The 22,432-nt window shown below is 59.9% G+C and carries 15 protein-coding genes and 1 pseudogene; 7 read left to right on the top strand and 9 right to left on the bottom strand.

The features are described from left to right. The 5 genes and pseudogenes from AB5Y70_RS13205 to AB5Y70_RS13225 all read right to left on the bottom strand — a co-directional run. Nucleotides 1-271, bottom strand: a pseudogene (locus tag AB5Y70_RS13205) (hypothetical protein); the annotation flags it as partial. A gap of 497 nt (nt 272-768) precedes the next feature. Next, entirely contained in the window at nt 769-1,512 is a 744-nt protein-coding gene (locus AB5Y70_RS13210) for a hypothetical protein (RefSeq protein ID WP_111736022.1), read from the bottom strand. Further along, entirely contained in the window at nt 1,512-4,688 is a 3,177-nt protein-coding gene (locus tag AB5Y70_RS13215; protein WP_279988920.1) for a toxin VasX, read from the bottom strand. Before AB5Y70_RS13215 ends, AB5Y70_RS13210 begins: the two co-directional genes overlap by 1 nt. Beyond that, on the bottom strand, nt 4,685-5,554 hold the full coding sequence (locus AB5Y70_RS13220; protein ID WP_279988919.1) for a DUF4123 domain-containing protein: 870 nt from the start codon (nt 5,552-5,554) through the stop codon (nt 4,685-4,687). Before AB5Y70_RS13220 ends, AB5Y70_RS13215 begins: the two co-directional genes overlap by 4 nt. Beyond that, the gene (locus AB5Y70_RS13225) at nt 5,554-7,599 is read right to left on the bottom strand and encodes a type VI secretion system tip protein VgrG (protein WP_279988917.1); all 2,046 of its coding nucleotides are present in this window, start codon (nt 7,597-7,599) and stop codon (nt 5,554-5,556) included. Before AB5Y70_RS13225 ends, AB5Y70_RS13220 begins: the two co-directional genes overlap by 1 nt. A 45-nt stretch (nt 7,600-7,644) precedes the next feature. Between AB5Y70_RS13225 and AB5Y70_RS13230 the strand changes: the two genes are divergently transcribed. Then, on the top strand, nt 7,645-7,890 hold the full coding sequence (locus tag AB5Y70_RS13230; RefSeq protein WP_041211262.1) for a hypothetical protein: 246 nt from the start codon (nt 7,645-7,647) through the stop codon (nt 7,888-7,890). A 62-nt stretch (nt 7,891-7,952) separates the two neighbouring features. Here AB5Y70_RS13230 and hcp1 read toward each other — a convergent pair whose 3' ends face one another. Continuing rightward, the gene (gene hcp1, locus AB5Y70_RS13235; protein WP_005332563.1) at nt 7,953-8,471 is read right to left on the bottom strand and encodes a type VI secretion system effector Hcp1; all 519 of its coding nucleotides are present in this window, start codon (nt 8,469-8,471) and stop codon (nt 7,953-7,955) included. 233 nt (nt 8,472-8,704) lie between these two features. Beyond that, nucleotides 8,705-9,469, bottom strand: coding sequence for a LuxR family transcriptional regulator (locus AB5Y70_RS13240; protein ID WP_279988914.1), 765 nt, complete (start codon nt 9,467-9,469; stop codon nt 8,705-8,707). A gap of 574 nt (nt 9,470-10,043) precedes the next feature. Between AB5Y70_RS13240 and AB5Y70_RS13245 the strand changes: the two genes are divergently transcribed. Continuing rightward, complete coding sequence (locus tag AB5Y70_RS13245; protein WP_279988913.1) at nt 10,044-11,534, top strand: SulP family inorganic anion transporter; 1,491 nt, start codon at nt 10,044-10,046, stop codon at nt 11,532-11,534. Nucleotides 11,535-11,679: 145 nt separating this feature from the next. On the opposite strand, the gene AB5Y70_RS13250 is transcribed toward AB5Y70_RS13245, so the two are convergent. Further along, nucleotides 11,680-12,759, bottom strand: coding sequence for an ATP-binding protein (locus AB5Y70_RS13250; RefSeq protein WP_279988912.1), 1,080 nt, complete (start codon nt 12,757-12,759; stop codon nt 11,680-11,682). After that, complete coding sequence (locus AB5Y70_RS13255) at nt 12,756-13,484, bottom strand: response regulator (protein WP_279988911.1); 729 nt, start codon at nt 13,482-13,484, stop codon at nt 12,756-12,758. Before AB5Y70_RS13255 ends, AB5Y70_RS13250 begins: the two co-directional genes overlap by 4 nt. 155 nt (nt 13,485-13,639) lie before the next feature. Between AB5Y70_RS13255 and AB5Y70_RS13260 the strand changes: the two genes are divergently transcribed. The 5 genes from AB5Y70_RS13260 to AB5Y70_RS13280 all read left to right on the top strand — a co-directional run bounded on the left by AB5Y70_RS13260 (nt 13,640) and on the right by AB5Y70_RS13280 (nt 22,381). Then, a complete protein-coding gene (locus AB5Y70_RS13260) occupies nt 13,640-14,797 on the top strand; it encodes an efflux RND transporter periplasmic adaptor subunit (RefSeq protein ID WP_319872562.1) in 1,158 nt (385 codons plus the stop codon). Nucleotides 14,798-14,812: 15 nt separating this feature from the next. Continuing rightward, the gene (locus tag AB5Y70_RS13265) at nt 14,813-17,938 is read left to right on the top strand and encodes a multidrug efflux RND transporter permease subunit (RefSeq protein WP_319872561.1); all 3,126 of its coding nucleotides are present in this window, start codon (nt 14,813-14,815) and stop codon (nt 17,936-17,938) included. A gap of 810 nt (nt 17,939-18,748) precedes the next feature. Next, nucleotides 18,749-20,086 carry a putative glycoside hydrolase gene (locus AB5Y70_RS13270; RefSeq protein ID WP_279988906.1) on the top strand — a complete coding sequence of 446 codons (1,338 nt, stop codon included), beginning with the start codon at nt 18,749-18,751 and terminating at the stop codon, nt 20,084-20,086. Between the two features lie 61 nt (nt 20,087-20,147). After that, nucleotides 20,148-21,437 (top strand): carbohydrate porin, encoded by a 1,290-nt coding sequence (locus AB5Y70_RS13275; protein WP_233462984.1) that lies wholly within the window; start codon nt 20,148-20,150, stop codon nt 21,435-21,437. 74 nt (nt 21,438-21,511) lie between these two features. Further along, nucleotides 21,512-22,381, top strand: coding sequence for a MalM family protein (locus AB5Y70_RS13280; protein ID WP_264787464.1), 870 nt, complete (start codon nt 21,512-21,514; stop codon nt 22,379-22,381). Nucleotides 22,382-22,432 lie beyond the last annotated feature (51 nt).

A 22,432-nucleotide genomic window follows, 5' to 3' on the forward strand; every position in this document is an offset into this window, starting at 1 on the left:
CCCCCCCCATAATAATAAACCCCCAGCCTATAGAGGCCATGTTATCTCCTAACGCTAACCAAGCGCCAATCAAGATCAATATCCCTATTGGTATTGATATGATCAGCCAAGCGTGGGGATTTCTAACTCTAATATTCCACTCATGTAGCGTAGGAGCCTCACGCACCCTTTTTTGATTGGTATCGATAATGCGTTGTTGCTCCTGATGCGGTAGCAGATGGAAGGGGATTTCCTGCTCGCTCACCTCGATTGCCTCATTCACTTTGTCCATCAGTTATTCCCCAACTTACCGACCACCAACGCGGGCATTTAACCCAGATCGCCGCTGCTACTATTCAATATGACAGTACCGCCACTGCTACTACCACCATTGAAAATAAACTCCCGCTGAATCATGCCCCCCGAGATAGCCCAGTTCCAGTTTGATGGCCGAATTGGCATCCACACCCAGCGGAAGAGAATAGACCATGTCCTCCCAGCTCCCGCGATATGTCTCCAGCGTTCTGGGTTGCATGGCGGTCTGATAGCTGGCCAAGTCCTCTTTAGTGTGTACCGGCACCATTTGACCGACCAGAGCCAGAGGTTGGCCGATAACGCTTAGCCCAATGGTCAACCCCCGTAAGAGGTTAGCCACCAAGTGTTTAACTTTTATCAACCAGAAAGATGGCTTGATCTTGATGGATTACAACGGTAGAAATTTCACTACGTAAAATTGACGACCTGCTCTATTTAACATAGCTGATCGAATAAAAAACTTAATTTTTTTGGTTAAATCCCAGGGTGACCTTTGATATATTTCACACTCTCAACAAGGATATGAGACTTTATTAAATTGAGAATAACGTCTATATCCTCGACTCTACAATAAAGTGTACGACTGAACGCAGACTTAAACGGTACAGATTCAAACCGCAAAGCTCTATGTCTCTTCGAGATGGTAAAGACGTGTGGCCATTTTTTGTTAAATAGAGTGAATTCCTCACAGACTTCACTCTTAAAGTCAGTGAAAAATACAGCAAAGAGAGCCATGCCACCTGCACCAACCAGTGCTAATGGCCCCAATACAGCCACCGCCATCACGCAAACCACCACCCCAAACCAAGCCAAGCCACGCACTATGGTATAGGCCACTTCAGGAATGGCATCATGATAAGTGACTATTAAGCCTTCTGTCGTCATCCGGTAATGGTAGTTTTTATCCGCCATCACCAAGTAACGTAAATAGAGCGTCATCACTATCGACATTCCGACCATCATATAAACAAAAGTCCAATCATTATCCCCAGCAAACCATACCGCTGCACCTCCAAATAGCATCATAGAGCCAACGACTATTAATATCATTGGCCATGCAAATGCTGTAGATACCCGGATATCCCATTCATGAAGAGTTTGTGCCTCACGTACCCTTTTTCGATTGGCATCGATAATGTGTTGTTGCTCTTCCTGCGGTAACAGATGAAATGGGGTTTCCTGCTCGCTCACCTCGATTGCCTCGTTCACCTTGTCCATCAATTATTCCCCAACTTGCCGACCACCAACGCGGGCATGGTACCCAGATCGCCGCTGCTGCTATTCAATGTGACAGGGCCGCCACTGCTACTGCTGCCCTTGAAAATGCACTCCCGCTGAATCATGCCCCCGAGATAACCCAGTTCCAGTTTTATGGCTGAATTGGTATCGACACCCAGCGGCAAGGAATAGACCATCTCATCCCAGCGCCCTCGTAGCGTCTCTATCACCTTGGGTTGCATCGCAGCTTGATAGCGCACCAGCTCCTCCTTGGAGCGCGCCGCTACCATCTGACCAGCTCTCGCAATTGGCTGGCCGATGACCTTCAGGCCTATGGTCTGCCCTCGCAAGTGCGCAGGGAGCGAGAGTTGCAACTGCCACTGGGAACGACCTGTGTCCATCCACCCCTGAGGTGCGGTGCGTACCACAGTCAGGCTGGCCCCTGGCTTATTGACCAGCATTTCAAAGCGAGCGAGCTCATCTTCGACAGACCAGTTGGCAGGCTGCTTGCCCCAGGTAGATTGCAGCAACCATTTCTCCAGATCCGAGCGTTTAAAGATATTGAGCAGCACTGTCAATACCAGATAGGCAGCGCCCAATACAAATAACCCAACCGCCATCCAGGGTGCAAAAATCGCTGCTATGGTCGAGCCACCCAACCCATTGATACCTAAGAACACCAGCTGGGTAAAAAAGATCCCCCCCTGGCCTAGCAATACGACCGCTTTCATCTGCAGGAGTGTCTTTTCCATGCTGCTTATCAAAGGATCCTTGCTGGCCTGCAAGGTATCCCACATCTCTGCCCCTGCTGCAGCCAGACCCAGACTAGAAAACGCCACCATACGCCAAGTGAAGGCTTTAACCAAAACCGTATGATCACCTTCTTTAATCGCATTTTTAATTGAAAGAGACCGGATTGGGTTACCATCCTGAGCCGCTAGCGGCTTTAGCTTCTCCCACGCCGCCCCCTGATAGAGCGCGGCGATGGCATTACCCGTCCAGGCGAAGGCCGAGCCCAACTGCATATTTGCCCGTTCCCGACCGATGGACTGGGCGTTTTGCGCCGTCCCTGCGATGACCACTGTCAGATTCCAGAGGTTGAGCAGGGCAACCAGCCCGCCAAAGGTCGCCAGATTGGGAATTCTCTCGTTCATGGCCGTGATGCGTTGATTCACGCCGCTACGTACGCTCGCCAGATAGTCACCAACATATTGTCTGGCCTGCTGCTGGTAGAGATCGCCTTTCAGTTTCACCAGCAGGGGCATTTCGCTGGCAATCAGGGTATCAAGCTGTTGCTGCAAGGTTTTTAGCTGACCGTTGATGGCCTTCACCGTGGTGCTGCGCCCGGGAGGGGGGGAGCTGATGGCCGACATCTCCTTGACTATGATCCAGACCTTCTGCTGGAAGCGGTTGTGGAGCATCCGATAGTCTCGGTTGACCTGCAGCGGCTGGTCGCCGAGCAGGGATTCCAGCAGTACCAGTCTGAGGTTGCCCGCCAGGCTGTTCTTCCAGGCATGGGGCAAGATGGCCGCCATGATCTGGGCGTGAGCCCCCTTGGCCATGGACTTTCCAGCCATTTTCATGGCTTCAATGACGGCTTCGATCGTCTGGAACCAGGACTTTTGCTTGAATCTCTCGTCCCCCAATAGCGTCTCCAGATCAGCCGTTCTGCCATAGAGGGCTGTCATATCCCCAGAGGAGGTGCTGAGCCAGACATTGTCTACCGTCAGCTCGCTCAGTCCCTTGTGCAACGCGGCATCAAAGCCATAAGGGGCCAGCGCCAGCAAGTTGTCGCGGCTCTTTTCGCCCAGCAGTTTCTCCAGCGCTTTCTTCCTCTCCTCCGTGCGGCAGCTAAGAGAGAGAACCGGCCCGGCCTCGGCAAACAGGGTCTGCAGATAGGCTTGTCCCTTGGGTGTTCTGTTGTCCAGACCAAAAGGCAGCGGATCGGCCTTGAGGCGGGTCACACCGTTGAACAGATCTTCATGAGCCCGCGTCAGGGCCAGCTCCAGCTCATTGAGTGGCACCTGATACTGCTTGATAAAGGCATTGAGCCCGCTCCAGTTGACCTCATCCTGGAAGGCGGCGCGCTCTTTCCATTGGGAAACCTGTTTTTGGGATGGATTGAAACCATATTGTTCCCGCAAGATTTTCAGCTTCTCATCAGCCCGTTTCTCCATGGGGGAGTTGAACCGCACCATCCCGGGCTCTGCCGTCATGCTCTCCATGTCGGCGAGGTAGCGATCCCCAAGATAATCATCCAGCGCCTCTTCAAAGGCCTGGGTCCTGGCGACATTGCCCCTGACGGAGGCGGGCAACTCCTTCTCGTCGAGCCGCACCCTGGCCAGGTTGCGCGTGACCTCCGCCATCATCAGCTTGTGGCTGTTGACCTTGATGGTGGCATCATCTTTCCCCAGCAGAGCTTCGCGCTTGGCGAGCAGTTGATTGACCTTCATGGAAAGGTCGGCAAGGTCGGCCAGCGGGTCCTCCAGAGCGACCACCATGGCGCTCTTGGGATCCGGTATGCCCGCCTTGTAGGCGGTCGGCGAACTCGCCGGTTTGTGAGCCAGCAACTTGATCCCCTGCTCGTCCTCTTCGGCAGGCTTGGCAAGGGGGGTTGAAGAGAGCACAAATCCCTTGTTGGACATCCCCAGATCCGCAACCTTGTCGAGCACATCTGGCAGACCGCAATGAGGGGCCTTCATGGTGCTGGCAAAACTGCCCAGTTTCACCTGCCGCATCCAGGTGGTGCGCAAACCGCCGCTCTTTTCCATCTCATGCTTGATGCGCCCCGTCCAGCGCTGGGGAGAATAAGCGAGGAAGAGGGTATGGCTCGCCGGGTAGAGCAGATGCCCCTTGCTTCCCTTGCTCTGGCTGATAAAGGTCGCTCCCTTTATTTCGTACTCATCAAATGTCTTGGTCTTTTCGTCATAGACATAGAGCCAGCCATCACGCAGTTGACGCAAGGCATAACCGCTCTCTTTCAACTTGAAAGGCACCACAAAGCCTGCTCCGGCGGGGACTGGGTGAGGCTGCTTTTGTGGCGGGGAGAACGGCTCATCCAGGGCATAACGCACCGGGATGATGGCAATTTTCTTGTTCTTGAGCGGACAGACTCCTGCCGGGCTCTTGCTGTCGGTCGTGTTTGCACACTGGGCGGCTTGATTGGGCGTACTCATGCGTCTTGATCCTTGTTGCTCAATGCGGCAGCAAGCTCGGCGGCCTGCTCGATACGTTGCGAAGGGGTCTGGGGCGAACGCTGGGTAATCAACGCCTTGATCCGGGGATGCTCATCTTCATCAAACCAGCCACTGCCGAGATACCCCATCACATTGAAAAACAGCAGCAAATCCCGCTCGCTCTCGAATCCCTGGGCATAGGCGTAATCAGCCCAATGGGCAATCCAGGCCATGGGTTCTGGCAGCGTCAGCATGCGAGCCCCAAACCAGGTGTGCATGTGTGCTCTTATCCCATCGAGGGTGTGCAACCAGCTCACCTCTCCCAGACGGCGCCACTGCACGTCGGAAAGTCGCAGGCGATCCCCCATGGGGGACCCCATTCCAGGCGCGGCAACCTTGTGCTGCCACACCATCCCCTCCCCCTGCCGGGTCGGGATCCAGACTTGAGCCACCCCCTGCCAGAGCCAGGGTTCATCATCCATAAACAGCCGCCACATGGTCTCCGGCATGGCCAGCTTGAGCAAAATCCTGCTGCCATAGGGACTCTCCACCTCGATAAGCCCACGCAGTCGCTCGGCCAACGGCAACATAGAAAGAGGGGACGATAACAGGTAACCCCATGATGCATCGCGGTTTTGCATAAACCAATCCAGCAGATTAGGCGTTGCACAGACCAGACAGGGGCTCACTTCTCGCAAGCTGTCCCAGGGGGCGTGAAGGTAAACAGGCTGATAGGAAGGCGATGGGTCCTGCTCGAACAACGCGCGCTCCAGCGCGGGAATGCGCGCCCCATCGAGCAACAGATAGAGTTGCTCACCGCTGTTCAGCTCGATCTCGGGACGCTCTGCGACGAAAGCCATGGCCATCAGCCACCCCCCTCCTGTCTGGCCAGTTGCTCACAGATCTCGCACACAGGTTCGGCAGACTTGAGCGTCGCAATCTGACGTGCAGGGTCCATGGGAGGCGGGGGCGCCACCACTTCAACCGTACCAGGCTGGATCGGCATCTGGCCGCCCCAGCCAGAGCCAGACCCCGGGCTGCCGCCTGAGTTCATCTTGATGGAGCCGCCCGAGAGGGTGACACCGCTCGGGTCGATTTTGACAAAACTCCCCCCCACCTTGAGGGTCAGCTCGGCACCCGCCTCCATCACTATCTTCATGCCCGCCTTGTGGTGTACCTCGCTTCCCGCTTCCACCAGCAGGGATTGCCCCAGCTTCTGGTGCAAGCTGGCATCCACGGTCAGGGAATAGTCGGCCTTGATGTGATCGCGCTTCTCTCCATTGACGGTGAGATGGTCATTGGTCTTGATGCGGGTCACCCGCTCATTGTCGATGTCCCTGTGTTCGTCGTGCTTGATGTGCCAGGCTGCATCATTTTCGATAAGCACGTTCAGGTCTTTCTGACCGTGGATATAAATCTCTTCCTGTCCCGCCTGGTCTTCAAAGCGCAGCTCGTTGAACCCCTCCCCCTGATGGGTTTCGGTGCGCAGCACGGTACGGGTCTTGTTGGCCGGCAGCTCATACGGCGGTCGATTGGTGGCGTGGTAGGTGCGGCCGGTCACGATGGGCTGGTCCGGGTCCCCCTCCAGGAACGAGACAATGACCTCGTGGCCGATGCGCGGGATGGCCATCATGCCATATTGGCCGCCGGCCCAGCCCTGGCTCACCCGCACCCAGCAGGAACTCTGGTCGTTGGAGCTGCCATATCTGTCCCACGGGAATTGCAGCTTCACCCGGCCGTGTTCGTCGCAGTAAATCTCCTCCCCTTCGGGCCCCACCACCATGGCGATTTGCGGGCCATCCACCATGGGCTTGTGAGGGGCCTCCGGGCTGCCGATACGTGCCCGCCAGGTGGTGCTCGCTTTCACTACGCCAAATTCGTTGTGATAGACGGTAGGGCCGCTGCCCCCCTCCTCCTCCAGCGCCTGGGGCTGCAAGCCGGTGTGCTGGATGCGCACCACTTGCCAGTCGGTGTTGAGGTTGCCGTTGGGATGTTCAGTGAGCGAGAAGCTCTGCCCCGGCTGCAAGGCGGCGCAGTTGGACTTAGCCTGGCCCGCCACCGCATCGTTGCGCAGCGCATCCAGCCGGTGCTGGGCAAACGCCTTGCCGCTCTGGTCCGCTTTGTAGCGGCCCGGGTAGTCGAAGTGCTGGTAGGTATCGCGCTGGTGCTCAAGCTCGCTCCCCCGCTGCTTGTGGGACAGGCCATAGGCCGGCGTCTTGAAGCTGTAGTCTTTGAGCTCCACATCCGACGGGCGCACCGCCTCCCGGTAGTGGAACTGCCGCACATAGGGGCCTTGCTCAAGGGAACGATTGCCGAGGTTGAAGAAGAGCTCGGGGCCTTGAGTCAATGCGGCTGCGTCGTCGGCAAAGACGATGCGGTGCTTGCCCGCTTCAAACTCGTGGAAGTAGAACATCCCCTCTTCGGCGGCGAGGCGGTTCACAAAGTCGAGGTCGGTTTCCCGGTACTGAACACAGTATTCCCGCTGGGCATGCTCGTTTTTGAGCGCAAAGGCGTAATCGGTGATGCCGTGCTCTTGCAAGAGGATGGAGAGGATTTCATCGGGCTTCTGCGCCTGGAAGATGCGGGAGTTGTGGCGAAGCGACAGCCGCCACAGGGCCGGCTGCACCATGAGCTGATAGCGGGTGCGGCGAAAACCGCTGTTACCCTGCGCAAAATCACTGACCACCCCGCACACCCGGCGCTGCGGCTCGCCGTTGTACCAGACCAGCAGCTCGCACGGCTGGTCAAGCACGGCGCCAACGTCGATGTCGGGCTGGGCACTCGCCAGCGCCAGGCGCAGGTTGAATGGCCGATTGAGCGCTTCATCCAGCGCAAACTCGGCCACCACGAAAGTACTCTCGGGCAGAGCCCCCACCTTGACGGTGAATTGTAATCCTGTGCTGTCTGCCATGAGGGCTCCTTAACCTGCCAGTTCGCAGCCCCGGGAGCTGCACGGATGACGTCTGAGATCAGGCGCGTCGCAAGATGGGTCACCATCGCCATCAGCATCGCGAGGGAAGGCACGGTGCAAACTGAGAAGCGCCGCTTTCATCTGACAAGGCAATCGTGGGAGATGGCGCGACCGGCCTTCGTTGTGCTTTGCCATCCAGCCGCCATGCAGCCGGATGGCAAAACACAAAAGCTCCGACCACATCCGGTTGAATGGGTCGGAGAAAGCTTGCACGGGTCTGGTGACGGCTGACACGGCAGTCATCAGGCCCTGGGGTGCACTACAAGGAACAACGGCAATCAATAAATCGGTGATCAGGCCTCGATCGGCGCGCGCCAGTCATCCGCACCAGAGGTACCGGCAACGGTGTGCTCCCAGTCGATCTTGCGGTAGGCCATGGAGACCTGGATCAGCTGGGTGAAGTCGGACTTCGCCGGATCCTGGCAGTGGGGCATCTGGCAGTCGATGTCAACGATGGTGGCATCGGTCAGTACAGTGCTGAAGAAGTGCTCCTGCTTGCCCTCGACGGAGGTGCGGTACCACTTCAGGGTCACTTTCGGCAGCATCTCGCCGGAGGCCAGGGAGTTGTACATCAGCGGCACGGCCTTGTTCAGGGCTACGGTGAACTTGAACGGCTTGTGGACACGTTGACCCGCCGGCTGGCCGGATTGCGGATCGGTCGGCACGGTGACGACGTGCTGGAACTCTTGTACCAGCATCTCGTCTTCGTGGCCCTGCACGAAAATGTTGCCGACGGAATCGGAGGTGAAGGCACCGGCGGTGATGTTGCCCTGGGTTTTACCTTCGATGCTGATATAACATGGGGTTGGCATGGAATTGCTCCTGATGGTTGAACGGTTATGACACTCGCCCGAATCCGTTAGCAGCGTCCATGCCACTCTTTTTACCCATTACATTTCAATCAGTTATAACCCCCCCCCCCCCACAAGGCAGTACGCTCGGCGCAATAAGTTGTACTTTTCAACACGTTTGACCATCAGTCATTGCACTGGCAGTGTAATCTTCTGGTATGCGCGCAATTTTTTGCGCCAATCCGACGGGAACACTACTGTTCGTCCACATTGGCGACGGCGGCCAGCTCTACATTCAACCTCACCACCCCCTGTTTCAGCGCCCAGGAGATCGCCTGGCACTTGCTGCTGGCCCCCAGCTTGGTGACCACATTGTTCAGATGCAAGGTCACCGTGCGCGGGGTGATCCCCAGGATCTGCGCAATATCGCTCGTCTGCTTCCCTTCCGCCGCCCAGCGGCATACCTCCAACTCGCGCAGGCTCAGGGCATCATGAGAGGACTCCCCTACCAGACAGACCCTCACCACCGCCTCGAAGATATGCATGGATAGCCAGCTGAGAAAAGGCACCGCAGAGAGCCACTGCGCTCTGGTGCGAGGCGTGCTGGTGATCAGGGAGAGCAGGCCCACATGACCGTTGGCTCCGTGCCAGGGAAACGTAATGCCGTCGCGCAATCCCGCCTGCTGCGCGAGCGTCATCACCGCAAGGCGCTCATCGTCACAGACCCCCTGCACCATGAGATCCGCCCACAGGATGGGGGTGCTCCGCTCCATGCCGCGCTGGACGACGGGATCGATGGCAAAGAAGTTGGCCTGGGTATAGGCGTCAACCCACTCCTGAGGACAACCATTGAAGATGGTGACATCCGGTCGCTGTATGGTGCTGGGAGACATCAGGGCCAATCTGAAGTAGTCAAATCCCGCCTGTGTCGTCAACTGGCGCAGCAACGCCACTATGGTGTGCTCATCGTCGGCCTGTTCGAACCGGGAGATGAGATCTAACGCGTAGCTTGTATCCATGTTATCGAATTGTTTTCAAATGGTGTCGTCATTGTTTTTCATGAAACCCAATGGGAGCTGAATCACGTGCCAACAAATAGAAACGGAACCCGTGAAACCCTGATCTCAGGGCCCGCCACTAGCCTCGGGGCTCGCTCTCGGCGGGATGGAGGGCATGACGCAGAGCGAAATACCAATAACCAGAACTTAACTGCATTAAAATCACGAGTTTTTGCAAAAAACATCGCAATCATATAACAGCACTCGACGGGGAAGGGATAATAAACTTTCCAGATGAGACCTTGGTCACTGACAGGCCGATCGTTTTGTGTCCCGTCCCCCGTTTCTGGCCCTTTACGGGCTTCCCCGGCCTGGCACCGGCTGTTAACATGCGCCCCTTATGCCTGTTATGTGCTCTGGGGTGGCCGTCACGCCGCCCTGACCCTGCCCTGTGCGGCCTCTGCCGCCTGACTCCGGTTATGCCGACCGGCCGGTTTACCCGACCATCAACAGCCAGTCCAACCCTGTGATCCCCGCCATTCCCCCTGATTTGCGGGCCTGTGGCCATGGATCCTCAACGAGCGAGAAAATCCCCATGCTGGAACGTGCAAGACAAGAGTGGTTCTCCAACATACGGGGCGATCTGCTGTCGGGCATCGTCGTCGCCCTGGCGCTGATCCCGGAGGCCATCGCCTTCTCCATCATTGCGGGCGTCGACCCCAAGGTCGGCCTCTATGCCTCCTTCTGCATCGCCGTGGTCATCGCCTTCGTCGGCGGTCGTCCCGGCATGATTTCCGCCGCCACCGGCGCCATGGCACTCCTGATGGTGACCCTGGTCAAGGAACATGGCCTGCAGTATCTGCTGGCAGCCACCCTGCTCACCGGCCTCTTCCAGATAGCGGCGGGCTACCTCAGGCTCGGCAGCCTGATGCGATTCGTCTCCCGCTCCGTGGTGACCGGCTTCGTCAACGCCCTGGCCATCCTTATCTTCATGGCCCAGCTGCCCGAGCTCACCAACGTCACCTGGCAGGTCTACGCCATGACCGCGGCCGGGCTTGGCATCATCTATCTGTTCCCCCTCGTTCCCGTGGTGGGCAAACTGCTGCCCTCCCCCCTGCTGTGCATCGTCATCCTGACGGCGGTGGCCATCACCCTGGGCATCGACATCCGTACCGTGGGCGACATGGGCGAGCTGCCCGATACCCTGCCGGTCTTCCTCTGGCCCGACGTGCCCCTCAATCTGGAGACCCTGGCCATCATCTTCCCCTACTCAGCGGGGCTGGCGGTGGTGGGACTGCTCGAGTCCATGATGACGGCAGCCATCGTCGACGAGATGACCGACACTCCAAGCGATCGCAACCGCGAGTGCAAGGGTCAGGGGATCGCCAACATAGGCGCCGGTCTGCTGGGAGGCATGGCGGGGTGCGCCATGATTGGCCAGTCCGTCATCAACATCAAATCCGGTGGCCGCGGCCGCCTCTCCACCTTCGTGGCGGGGACCCTGCTCATCCTGATGGTGGTCTTCATGGATGAGTGGATCCGTCAGATCCCCATGGCAGCCCTGGTGGCCGTGATGATCATGGTCTCCATCGGCACGTTTTCCTGGGAGTCGGTACGCAACCTGAAGAGCCACCCCCTCTCCACCAACCTGGTGATGGCGACCACCGTCGCCGTGGTGGTCGCGACCCACAACCTAGCACTCGGGGTCTTCGTGGGGGTGCTGCTCGCCTCCCTCTTCTTCGCCCACAAGGTTGCCCGCGTCATGCTGGTCAAGAGCGACAGCGAGCGCAGCGGCGCCGTGCGTACCTATCTGGTGCGGGGCCAGGTCTTCTTTGCCAGCGCCGAGCAGTTCCTGGCCGGTTTCGATTTCAGAGAGGAAGTGGAGAAGGTGGTCATCGACCTGACGCACGCCCACTTCTGGGACATCACCGCCATCACGGCCCTCGACAAGGTGGTCATCAAGTTCCGCCGCGAGGGGAAAGAGGTGGCGGTCATCGGCCTGAACGACGCCAGTGCCACCCTGGTCGATCGCTTTGCCATCCACGACAAACGCCAGGAGGGAGAGCCCCTGCTGGCCGAGCATTGATCCCGGCGCCCCCATGAGGGCGCTGCCTGCAAGCCATAAAAAAAGCCCGTCTCTCACCATGAGATGGGCTTTTTTTGGGCTGTTGGATCACAGTCAACACACGCGCCTCGGCGCGCCCATCCCGAGCCGATGCGGCAACGCGGGGTCATGACCTGCCGTCAGGGTGCAAGAGGGGCCATGAAAGCAGGAACAGGGTGCCGCCCCGCCCGCCGGGTTGGCAGACCGCACTGCCGCCGTGGGCCTCGGCAATCGCCTTGACCACGGCCAGCCCGAGCCCGCTGCCGCCACTCTTGCGTGAGCGTGACGGATCCCCCCGGCGAAACGCCTCGAAGATATGGGCGGCGACCTCCTCGCTGATGCCAGGCCCCTCATCCTCCACGCTCAGGATGCACTGGGGGCCAGAACGATGCAGGCGCACGGTCAGCATGCCCGGCACCGCGTGCTTCTGGGCATTTTCCAGCAGCGCCATCAGGGCCTGACGGATGCGAAGTGCATCGCAACAGACACAAAGCTCGGCATCGAGCTCCCGCTTGAGGGTGAAACCGCTCGCGGCCAGAGGGGTGGCAAACGCCTCAAGCACCACGGCAAGCTCGTCGGCCAGCCTGATCGCCTCTCGTTGCAACTCCAGGTGGCCGCTGTCGTTGAGACTGAGTACCCGCAAGTCTTCGATCAGGTGGGTCAATCCCTCCACCTGACGCAGCAACCCTTCAAAGAGCGCACGCTCTGGCACAAATACCCCTTCGGCCAGCCCCTGCAAGCGGCCACGCAAGATGGTCACCGGGGTGCGCAATTCGTGGGCGATGGCGGCATTCCAGAACTCCCGTTCACGGGTCATGCTCTGCAGCCGTTCGGCCATGGTGTTGAAGTCCCGCACCAGTTGCGCCGTCTCCCCGATCGCCTGCTCATCCAGCGGCACGCGCGCATCGAGTTTGCCCTCTGCCACCTCTCGCAGGCTGTTCGCCACCGAATTGAGCGGGGTCAGGATGCGCCGAGAGAGGCGCACCGCCACGTACAGCGCCATCCCCAATGCAATGAGAATGGTCGAGCCAATCCAGATCATCTCGACCCTGGAGGGCATCCAGCTCTCGGAGATGCTGCCGGGCACATAGGTCACGGCAATGGCGTAGAACACATAGGTGCCGATCACCGCGAGGCAGATGATGCCGAGCGCCATCAGCCCCAGGGAGCGGATGATCTGCCTGCGCAGGCCGGGGGCCGATGTCACGCATCGCCCCCGAAGCGATAGCCGACGCCCCAGACACTGGCGGGCACCCCCTGGATGCCCTGTGCCTCCAGCTTCTTGCGCAGCTTGCTGATGTGGCTGTCCACCGTGCGCTCCTGGGTATCCCCCTCCGGCAGGCAGTGGGTCAGCAGTTCGGCGCGGCTGAACACCCGCTTGGGAGCCCGCATCAGAGAGGCGAGCAACTTGAACTCGGTCAGGGTCAGATCCAGCATCTGCTGCCCCTCATCGCGGCAAATGCTGGCCTCGTGGCTCTCCAGATCGATCTGGAAGGGGCCGACCCGCAGTACCCGGGCCGTGGTCTGTTTCGCAGCCTGGCTGCGTCTGAGCACCGCCTGTACCCGGGCCACCACTTCGGCCGGGTTGAAGGGTTTGACCACATAGTCATCCGCCCCCATGCGAAGCCCCATCAGCTTGTCGAGGTCCTGATCCAGGGCAGTCAACATGATCACCGGCGTGTCGCCACGGGCCCGGATTTCGCTGAGCACCTGCCAGCCATCGACCTGCGGCATCTGCACATCCAGCAACAGGAGATCGGGTTTGCATGTCTGGTGCATGGCCAGGGCTTCGCGGCCATCGGCGGCATGCAGGGTGCGCAATCCGTGGCGTTGCAGGTAAGCGGCGAGGATGTCGGCTATCTCGGCTTCATCCTCTGCAATCAGTACCAGTGACTGGGCCGCCAGGTTGGCGGAAGCAGGAAGATACGACATGGTCGGACTCGAAAATGGTGGGCTTGAACTTTATCACCGCCTCCATGGATTCTCCACAAAGCCTCGAATCATTCGCAATAGCCCCTCTCCATAATGCCCGTTCGATGTGCTCTCGCGGCAGCACCATGCCCGGGAGACGGTTTAACGAGGTGAGTATGATGTTTGTCAAACAGCGGTATGCGGGCACCCTGCTCGCCGTCATTGCCGCATTCGGGTTGGCAGGTTGCGATGGGGCGACGCAAGCGCAAGATGCGCCGACCCTTCCTCAGGTGTCGGTGATGACGCTGGCAGGTCAGGACCTGGTCATCAGCGAGGATCTGCCCGCCCGGGTGGCCGCGCTGCGCAGCGCCGAAATTCGGGCCCAGATCAGCGGCATCGTGCAGCGCCGCCTGTTCGAGCAGGGCGCCGAAATCGGCGCAGGCACCGTGCTGTTCCAGATAAATCCGGCCCCCTTCAAGGCGGATGTCGACAGCGCCACCGCAGCATTGCAGCGGGCGGAGGCCGTGCTGGCCCGCGCCCGTATCCAGATTGACCGTCTGGTGCCGCTGCTGCGCACCGAGGCCATCAGCCGCCAGACCTATGACGATGCAGTGTCCCAGCGGGATCAGGCGGCCGCCGACGTGGCTCAGGCCAGGGCGACCCTGGCCCGGCACCAGCTGAACCTGCAATTTGCCAGCGTGGAGGCCCCCATCGCCGGGCGCATCGATCAGGCCTTGGTGAGCGAAGGTGCCCTGGTGTCGCCCACCGATACCACCCCCATGGCCAGGATCCAGCAGATCGATCAGGTCTACGTCGATGTGCGTCAACCCGCCTCGGTGCTGGAAGCCCTGCGCCAGCAGGCAGGCTCAACGGCACCTGAACTGACGGTGGACATCCTCGGCAGCGATGGCAAGCCGCTCGGCATGCAGGGGCACATCCTCTTTTCCGGCATCGAGGTGGATGCCGGTACCGGTGACGTACTGCTGCGGGTACTGGTGGACAACCCGGAGCGGCGGCTCTTGCCCGGCCTCTACGTACAGGCGCGCATTCCCCGTGCCCGCTATGCCAACGCCCTGAGCGTGCCTCAGCAGGCGGTGGTGCGCACATCGGGCCAGACCAGCGTGTGGGTGGTGGATGGCCAGGGGCAGGCACAACTGGTTCCGGTCAACACCGCTGAACTGGTGAATAGCCAGTACCGAATCGCGTCCGGACTCAGCGCCGGACAGCGGGTGGTGATCGAGGGGATCGACCGCCTGACCCCGGGGGCGCAAGTCATTGCCCATCCCTGGCAATCCCCCGCAGTCAGCCAGCAGGCTGACGCCGGTAACCGCTGAATCGGAGACATTTTCATGCCGCAGTTTTTCATTCATCGCCCGGTGTTTGCCTGGGTGATCGCCCTCTTCATCGTGCTGGCGGGGGTCATCGCCATCCCCAAGCTGCCCATCTCCCGCTACCCCTCGGTGGCGCCGGTGTCGGTGACCCTCTATGCCACCTATCCGGGCGCAACGCCGCAGACCCTGAACGATGCGGTGGTGAGCCTTATCGAGCGCGAGCTGTCGGGGGTCAAGAACCTGCTCTACTTCGAGTCATCGGTAGATGCCTCCGGCAGCGCGCAGATCACCGCTACCTTCAAGCCGGGCACCGATCCGGAGCTGGCCCAGATGGACGTGCAAAACCGCATCAAGGCGGTCGAGCCTCGCTTGCCACAGGCGGTGCGGCAAACCGGCCTGCAGGTGGAGTCCGCCTCGTCCGGCTTTCTGATGATGGTCGGCATGACTTCACCGGATGGCCGCTTCGATGAGGTCGCGCTGAACGACTACATGGCCCGCAATATCGTGCAGGAGCTGCGCCGCATCGACGGCGTGGGGCGAGTGCAGCTGTTCGGCGCCGAGCAGGCCATGCGCATCTGGGTGGATCCGGGCAAACTCGCCGCCTACGGGTTGACCATCAGCGAGGTGGCGCAGGCCATCGAGCAGCAGAACGTGCAGATTGCACCGGGGCGCCTCGGCGACGAACCCGCCCTGCCTGGCCAGCGACTGACGGTTCCCCTCACGGTACAGGGGCAGCTGACCACTCCCGAGGCGTTCGCCGCCATCGTGCTGCGGGCCGGTAGTGATGGAGCCAAGCTGGTGCTGGGTGACGTGGCCCGGGTCGAGCTGGGGGCGCAATCCTACGCCTTTTCCAACCGCGAGAACGGGGTGGCTGCCACCAGCGCCGCCATCCAGCTCTCCCCCGGCGCCAACGCCGTGCGCACCGCCGATGCGGTACGCACTCGCCTTGCCCAGCTCTCGCCAACCCTGCCGGCGGGCATGGCCTATTCGATCCCGTTCGACTCGACCCCCTTCGTCAAGGTCTCCATCGACAAGGTGATCCACACCCTGCTGGAAGCCATGGTGCTGGTGTTCCTGGTGATGTTTCTCTTCCTGCAGAACCTGCGCTACACCCTGATCCCGGCCATCGTCGCCCCCATCGCCCTGCTCGGCACCTTCGCGGTGATGCTGCTGGCCGGCTTTTCCATCAACTCCCTGACCATGTTCGGCATGGTGCTGGCCATCGGTATCATCGTCGACGACGCCATCGTGGTGGTGGAGAACGTCGAGCGCCTGATGGCCACCCAGGGGCTATCGCCCCGAGAGGCGACATCGCGGGCCATGAAGGAGATCAGCGGGGCGGTGATCGGCATCACCCTGGTGCTCACGGCGGTGTTCATCCCCATGGCGTTCGGCAGCGGCTCCGTGGGGGTCATCTACCAGCAGTTCACCCTGTCGATGGCGGTGTCGATCCTGATTTCCGCCTTCCTGGCCCTGACCCTGACGCCGGCGCTCTGCGCCACCCTGCTACGTCCGATCAGCCCGGATCACCATGAGAAGCGCGGTTTCTTCGGCGCCTTCAACCGGGGCGTCGAGCGGCTCACCGCAGGCTACGGCGTTCGGGTCACCCGGCTGGTCGGGCGCAGCGGACGCATGATGGCTACCTTCGCCGCCCTCTGCGCCGTGCTGGCCATCGCCGCCACCCAGCTGCCCTCCTCTTTCCTGCTGGACGAGGATCAGGGCTACTTCATGACCTCCATCCAGTTGCCGACCGGTGCCACCAGCGAGCGCACCCTGGCCGTCATCAAGGAGTTCGAGGCCCATGTAGCCTCTCGCGAGGCGCTCGACACCAACCTGGTGGTGCAGGGCTTCAGCTTCTCCGGCGCTGGCCCCAATGCGGCCATGGCCTTCACCATGCTCAAAGAGTGGGACCAGCGTCATGGTGCCACGGCCGCCAAAGAGGCTGAGCTGGCACAGGCCGCCATGGCCAACAGCAAGGAAGGCACAGTGATGAGCCTGCTGCCGCCCGCCATCGACGAACTGGGCACCTCTTCGGGTTTCACGCTCTTCCTGCAAGACAGGGCCAACCAGGGGGAGGCCGCGCTGCAGGCCGCCCAGGCGCAACTGCTGGCACTGGCGGCCCAAAGCGAGGTGGTGAGCGATGTCTATCCCGACAGCCTGCCCCCCGGCGAGAGCATTCACCTCGAGATCAACCGGCAGAAGGCCGAGGCCATGGGACTCTCGTTCACCAGCGTGAGCAGCACCCTGTCGGCGGCGATGGGGTCGCTCTACATCAACGACTTTCCCAACGGCGGGCACATGCAGCAGGTCATCCTGCAGGCCGACGCATCGGCGCGCATGCAGCTCGATGACGTACTCGGCCTGCGGGTGCGCAATGCCAGCGGCGGCATGGTGCCCCTGCGGGAGGTGGTGACGCCGACCTGGCGCCAGTCGCCACAACAGATGATGCGCTTCGAGGGCTTCCCCGCCGTGCGTCTCTCCGGGAGTGCCGCCCCCGGGGTTTCCAGTGGCGCCGCGATGGCGGAAATGGATCGCCTGGTGGCGCAATTGCCGCCAGGCTTCGCCCTGGCCTGGACGGGACAGTCGCTGCAGGAGCGCCAGTCGGCGGCCGAGGCCCCCCTGCTGATGCTGCTGTCGGGGCTGGTGGTCTTCCTGGTGTTGGCCGCGCTCTACGAGAGCTGGTCCATTCCGCTCTCCGTGATGCTGGTGGTCCCCCTGGGCCTGCTCGGCGCCGTGGCGGCGGTGATGCTGCGCGGCATGCCCAACGACGTCTTCTTCAAGGTGGGCATGATCACCATCATCGGTCTGTCGGCCAAGAACGCCATCCTCATCGTGGAGTTTGCCCGCCAGTTGCACGGCGAAGGGCGCTCGCTGCTTGACGCTGCGGTGACCGCCGCCCGCCTGCGCCTGCGCCCCATCCTGATGACGTCGCTCGCCTTCACCCTCGGCGTGGTGCCGCTGATGCTTGCCAGTGGTGCCAGCGCGGAGACCCAGCATGCCATCGGCACCGGCGTGTTCGGCGGCATGATCAGCGGCACCCTGCTGGCCATCTTCTTCGTGCCGGTCTTTTTTGTCTTCGTCATCGGCACCCAGGCGCGCATTCAGGCCTGGCGGGCACAGCGAGCACAGCACCGATCATGCTGACCGCTGCGCGGGTTTGCTGGCCCTGGGGAGGCGATGATCATGCTATGCATGCCTGGCACCATTTTGCGTTCCTTCGAAGAGGATGAGCGCGCCATGGTGCCGGGCCTGTGGTTCATGACCGATGCTGCGGGGCGACCCTATCGCGGGTTGCCTCTCCTGGGTTTGTGTCCAGCCCTCCGTCGCCGGTGCATCCTTGGTCTTCTCCAAGATGGCGATCTGCTATCTGGCACAGGGGGCTTGCACCATCCCGGGTCGGTGCCGACCCAGCAGGAACCCGGCATCAGCATCGCTCTGAAGACCGACGCCATTGGCCTCATCGACTGCATGCTGTCTGCCATCACCAGTCAAGGCTGGACACTCCTGGTGTCTGAACCGCTGGAGAGGCCCCCGCAAGGTTGATGACACCCTGGTTCTCATACAATACACCATGAAATCGAAGTCAATTTAAGTGTTGCTCAGAAATCGACACATCGCAATCACCTCAGATACATTGCAGATCTACTCCGATACTTTCCCTCTGATCGTCAGCCTCAAGAGAAAAATAAAATAAACCATTAAAAACAACACTATAAACTCTTTTCATTTAAAGATAACTCTTTCTTGCACATCCCATCAGCTGGTCGTCAGGACACGTTTTCTGTGATTTGAAACACAAACTTTGATCATCACAGGGGATAAGCATTGCATTGGAAATCGATTTCAAGAAAATGAAGCCAGCATGATTTGTCTTGGCATCGATTGCATAGCGTCTGTTTGAGTCTTGACGGTTCATCGCGGTGGATATTTTTCCCATTGATTGGAGTGGTCAGTATGAATGCATCAAAAAAAGGACTTTTGGCGTCGTTGATCGCCGCTGCCCTGCTTGGCGGGTGTGGTGGGGCCGATAATATCGACTCGAATAGTGGCAACACCGGTGGTAATAACGGTGGCGACAACGGTGGCACCACGCCCCCTGGCGACAGCACCCTGATCCTGTTCGGGGTCGGTGCCAATGGGGGTACAACCCCCAGCATCCAGTCAGAGAAGGACAACTGGAGCTTGCAACCGGTCACCGCTTCTCCCGTCGCCATGACCAGCATCAGCGCCGTGCTCATCAACAATGCCGGTACCGATGACACCGCCGATGTGCAGGTAGCCGGTGACGGAGATGGCACCTTCATGCTCAAATCCGCCACCCCTCTGAACCTGAGCAAATACGCCTCCGGTTTCATCGAGTTCCAGCTGCGGACCAAGAGCAAGGTGCCGGAAGTGCTCAATGCCTCCATCGACAACGAGTATCCCAACCGCAGCAGCCTGCCCATTGCCAGCGCCCTGACCGGTTCGGGCGACTGGGAAACGCTCACGCTGCCCATCAACTGCATGAAGCCCTTCCCCGGTGCCACGGCCATCAACCTCGCCACTGTGGGCACACCGTTCCACCTGGCCACCAAGGAAGCCTTCAACTACGAAATCACCAACATCAAGTACCAGCTCACCACCTCGGCCAAGCCCGTTGTCGACCCGGTCACCTGTGAAGCGCCTGGCGGCGCTACCGACCCGGGCACAGACCCAGGCACCGACCCGGGAACCGATCCCGGTACCAATCCGGACACAGGCTCCGGCGTCAACAATGCCCCCGCGCTGGTGGCCACCGATGCCGCGCTCTACTACTCCGGTGACAAGAGCCAGGCCTTGGACCGCAGCGCCGATTACCCGGCAGCCAGCTTCGGCGGCACCCTGACCGATGAAAACCAGGTCATCACCATGGACCTGCCAGGCAATGGCGCCGCCTTCCTCGGGACCGACAGCGCCAATGGGGATCTCTCCGCCTATCAGGACGGCGCCATGCTGCTCGACCTGAAAGTCTCCAGCTATGGTGACTCCCCCAACATCCAGATCCGCATGGACGGTACCGCCGGCCCGGACTTTGGCACCTTCTTCACCATGGACAGCAACATCGTGCCCGATGACGACACCTGGTACCGCTGCATCCTGCCGGTCGCCTCTCTCATTCCTGTGGCCAACACAGGCTCGGTGCAAAAGGCGCTCTACCTGAGCGGGGCCTGGGACTCCATGGCCGGTCTGCGCTTCGCCTTCACCAACGTGGCCCTGAAAACAGCCATCCCGGCAGACTTTGACAGCAATCAGCCCTGCCAGCAGATCAAGTGACAAGGCATTGAATCTTCGAGAAATCGATTGAAAATAATTTTCTACGGATTGGAGCAATAAGATGAAATTGAAGTCACTCGCCTTGTTTGTCGGGGCATGTTGCGGGCTGGCAGCGCCCGCAGTATCGAATGCCGCCGAGAGTTTTGGCTTCCACGGTTATATTCGTGCCGGCTCGATGTTTGACGCCAAGGACAACTTCGCCAAGGCGGGGTACGAATATGAGATGGACAAGACCATGGGGCGCCTGGGCTCCGAGCTGGACAACAGCTGGGAAGCGGGCCTGAACAAGTTGTGGGATCTGGGCAGCAACAAGTCGGTCAACATCCACTTCAAGGTGGAGTCCGATGCCGACGGCCTGCAAACCCGTGCCGCGCCTCGCGAAAGCGGTGTGTCAGAAACCTATGTGGAGCTGGGTGGCATCACCCCGACCGGGACCATGTGGGGTGGCCTGCGCTATTACGACCGCGAGAACTACATCTGGACCACCGACTATTTCTACACGGACTACTCGGGAACCGGCGTCGGCATCAAAGCCATGGAGATGGCGGGTGGCAAGTGGGACTTTGCCTATATCAACAGCAACGACACCAGCCACTCCGACCGCGCCAATGGCACTGAAGCCACCATGCACACCCTCCACACCAGCGCCCTCTATGGTGCCTGGGACATGGAGATCGCACTCAAGCAGATGCCCAGCAACGAGTTCACCGGCGACAACAAGCAATATGCGACCAAGGGGGCAGAAGGAACCGTCATCTATTCCCGCGACGACTTCTTCTTCATGCCGGGCGGCTTCTCCAAGTTCATCGCCCAGGCAGGACGTGGGCTGGGTTCAGGGGACTTGCTGGGTGCCAACCTGACCAATACCGCCATGTATCGCAAGGGCTCCCTGTATCAGAAGACACTGCAGGACAAGGCGGATGGCTATAAACCCTACCAGTCCAAGGTGATGGAAGGCGATCAATCCTACCGCCTCTTCCTCTGGGGTGGCTGGTATGGCGCCAATATTCATCTGCTGCCGACCCTCTCCTACCAGTACAACGACTACGAGCTGGGTGGCCATGATTCCTGGTATGCCGCATCTCTGCGCCCGGTATTCCCGATCAATGAGTTCTTCTCCATCCAGACGGAAGTCGGATATGTGAAAAACAACCTGATCATCGACAACGTCGAACGGGGTGGCACCTCTCACAAGGTCAGCATAGTGCCGACCTTCACCGTCAATACCGGCATGGGGCCCTCACCGGAGATCCGCATTCTGACGACCTATGTCGATCACAACAACGAGACCCCCTGGCAGGAAGACCGGGAAGATTTCCTGGTCGGTGTACAGGCGGACATGTGGTGGTAGGTTAGGTCGCGATACTTATCTGCACTATAATCTCGGGTCCCTTGGGGGACCCGCATTGCATACGAGGAAACACGATGAAGGGAACGAAGCAGTGTCTGCCTTTCCTGGTCAGTCTGCTGATGGCCGGATGCGCCGGCATGGGCCCGGAGCATTCGCCAGGATCGGCAGTCTCCGCCCTGCAGCAACAGGTTGAACAAGGTCGGGAACAATTGTCGAACAAGGTGGCGGTCGAATCGTTCAAGGAACTTCGCTTCCAGTCCCTCGGGCAGGAGAGCCGCTGGGTCGATGTGAGCACCGACAGCCAGGTCTATGCATTTGATTCAGGCAAAAGCTATGTAATGGCCTTCTCGCTGCCCGAAGTCAGCCAGGCAACTCGCGTCAAAATAACCATTCCGGTCGACTATACCGTCTTCCTGCCCAGCATCCTGTTGCTGGACGAGCAATACAACGCCGTTCAAACCATTCCCGGTTCCACATTCAGTTATGACGGTCGTTCGTTAATTTCAGGGCAGAACATTCAGGGGGAATTCACCATTCCGGCCCCCATCGGCAGCGCTCGGGCCGCCTATATGGTGATCTATTCCACGGCGAAGGACATGCAGGGCAGTACCCGGCTCAATCCGGACGATCTCCAGCGCGCCATGCAATATGATCGCACCACGGATGTCGCCCGCCTCATCAATGTGGAAGTGCCTCACTCTGCTACCGGACGCCTATATTTGACGCTGGACGCAGAGCCCGCTGCAAATGCGACGCAGATCGCAAAAACCATATCGCCCGTGATGGTCTCACCAGATAAATCGTTGGGTGAACTGGATTATTATCAGCATATTCGCACTGCCGTTCAGAGCAAAAGCTATGAGCAGGCGCTCGCCTGGGTCAAAGCCGCCGAGCAAGCCGGTTTTACCAAGGCAAAAGAGGTCTTTTTTGCCGCCCAGCAGTAGCATTCCCTCCCCTGGCAAGGCGCATCATCGCTTGTCACCACCAGGGGAAAT

This window comes from Aeromonas sp. s1(2024), assembly GCF_040908005.1.
GTDB classification, from domain to species: domain Bacteria; phylum Pseudomonadota; class Gammaproteobacteria; order Enterobacterales; family Aeromonadaceae; genus Aeromonas; species Aeromonas caviae.